This is a genomic window from Gilliamella sp. wkB308, from assembly GCF_001690185.1.
GTDB classification, from domain to species: Bacteria; Pseudomonadota; Gammaproteobacteria; order Enterobacterales; family Orbaceae; genus Gilliamella; species Gilliamella apicola_I.
This window is the reverse complement of record NZ_LZGN01000019.1, coordinates 1-1,982: the sequence shown is the minus strand read 5'-3', so window position 1 is coordinate 1,982 and position 1,982 is coordinate 1. Positions and strand designations below refer to the sequence as shown.

At 35.5% G+C, this 1,982-nt stretch carries 3 protein-coding genes; all 3 read left to right on the top strand.

All coding sequences use genetic code 11. From position 1 onward, the window contains the following. Positions 1 to 137 precede the first annotated feature (137 nt). Positions 138 to 1,022 carry a tyrosine-type recombinase/integrase gene (locus A9G10_RS02670; protein WP_065558141.1) on the top strand — a complete coding sequence of 295 codons (885 nt, stop codon included), beginning with the start codon at positions 138 to 140 and terminating at the stop codon, positions 1,020 to 1,022. Between the two features lie 61 nt (positions 1,023 to 1,083). Beyond that, the gene (locus A9G10_RS02665) at positions 1,084 to 1,575 is read left to right on the top strand and encodes a hypothetical protein (RefSeq protein ID WP_143425934.1); all 492 of its coding nucleotides are present in this window, start codon (positions 1,084 to 1,086) and stop codon (positions 1,573 to 1,575) included. A gap of 1 nt (position 1,576) precedes the next feature. Beyond that, on the top strand, positions 1,577 to 1,982 hold a 406-nt coding region (locus tag A9G10_RS02660; RefSeq protein ID WP_065558139.1), incomplete at its 3' end, for a tail fiber assembly protein.

The following is a 1,982-nucleotide window of genomic DNA, read 5'->3' as shown; positions in this document are numbered from 1 at the left end:
TATTATCAAAGTATTTTATTATATTCAATTATTCATTCTCAATCATAATAGTGAGTCATGGAGAGTATTTTTTAATAATGACTTGATAAATATAAATTTAACAGATATAAAAAACATTTTAGCTTAATGAGGCAATCATGTTTTTTATATCTAAATTATTTAAACCCCAAAATACTCATCCAAAATCCGTTAACAATTGGCTTGATGAATATATTACAATTCTTGCCGAACGTAATTTAAAACCCAAAACAATCGAAATAAAAACGTATTTGCTAAAAGTTATCCGTCAGCAAATAGGCGCTAAACCGATCTCACAAATAACACCACCCGATGTTGCAAAAATTATCAAAATCTATACAGATCAAGATAAAGCTCCGTCCGCTAAGTGCATGTACCACTTACTTAAAGATATCTTCCGAGAAGCATACGCACTGGGCTGGAATGACAGGAACCCCGCCGAACCAATAAAATGTCCTAAAGTTACTGTGAAACGTTCACGAATGACATTTGTTGAGTTTAAGAAAATTTTAAATGAGGCGGAAAAAACAGGAAATAAAATAATGTATGATGCTATGACGCTTGCGCTAGTTACAGGGCAACGCCGTTCTGATATAGCAGAAATGAAAAAATCAAATATTAAACGAAATTATTTATTAATAGATCAATATAAAACAGGTGCAAAAATCGCGCTACCGATAAAATTGGAATGTAAAAAAATAAGCACTAGTTTACGAGACATTATTGAATCAACTGATAATGACTATTTAATATGTCTCAACAATGAAAAAATAAAATTAGACGATATAACGCGTCAGTTTTCACGATTACGCGATAGAGTTTTTAGCCGGAATTACTGGGACGGAACACCTACCACATTTCACGAAATCAGATCACTATCAGAACGTTTATATAGAGAACAACGCATTGACACCATGACATTATTGGGTCACAAATCCCAGCAAATGACTGATAAATATAATGATAGTCGAGGTCGTGAATATAAAAAACTGAGAATAAATTAAACCTATTTACGTGGTAGGTGGTCATTTAGTGTGTTCTGACTGGATAGGGAAATGGGATTTTATGCCAAATCGTCGTGATGAATTGCCGTTCGGCTGGTATTTTAGGAACGGAGACAATTATTTACTCAGTTCGCCACAGGGGCAGGCTCTAAATAGTTTATCTAGTAATTATAAAAAAGATCATCGCATTACCATTAAAACTATTAACGGTCTACAATATATTAATGTTCCAACAGCATTTGCGCCAGATGGTAGAGGTTTTTTTATACGTGCCGTTGATGGAACTACTCGACAGGTAGGTCATGTTGAGGATGACGCTATACGAGACATTTATGGGCATTTCGATGCTGGAGTTGTAGATCACCATGATGTATACGCTCGTGGCGCATTTAGAGGTTCGACGGCAATCTATCCAGAAAACGGTGCATCTCCACCCCAAAAAAACTGGGCAGCATGGGGGTATGATTTCCGTGCGTCAAATGTAGTACCCACTGCAAACGAAAATAGGGTTTTGAATATTGGAGCGACCCCAGCTATTTATTTAGGAGTTTAAAATGATCAATTATTATTACGATAACACAAACGAATTCAGACCGTACACACATCAATTAGATGCTAACGATGATACAATGCCGCCTGACAATGCGTTACGGGTTGCCCCAGAATTTAGGAGTGGGCATTATCCGTGCGAAAAAAACGGTAAATGGATTCTCATCGAGGATCATAGAGAAAAAACAGCCTATAATATCGAAACACAGGAGGCTATTGAAATTGATTATCTAGGTAAAATTAAAGCGGGATTCACCCTATTACAACCGTTCGAATTTTGTAAATGGAATGGTGAAAAATGGGTACTCGATGAAGAGCAAAAAAAGTCTTTTATCATTAAACTAAACCAATCAAAATTAGCAAATTTGTTATCTGATGCCAATAATGAGATAGAAATCTTGAATGACAAAA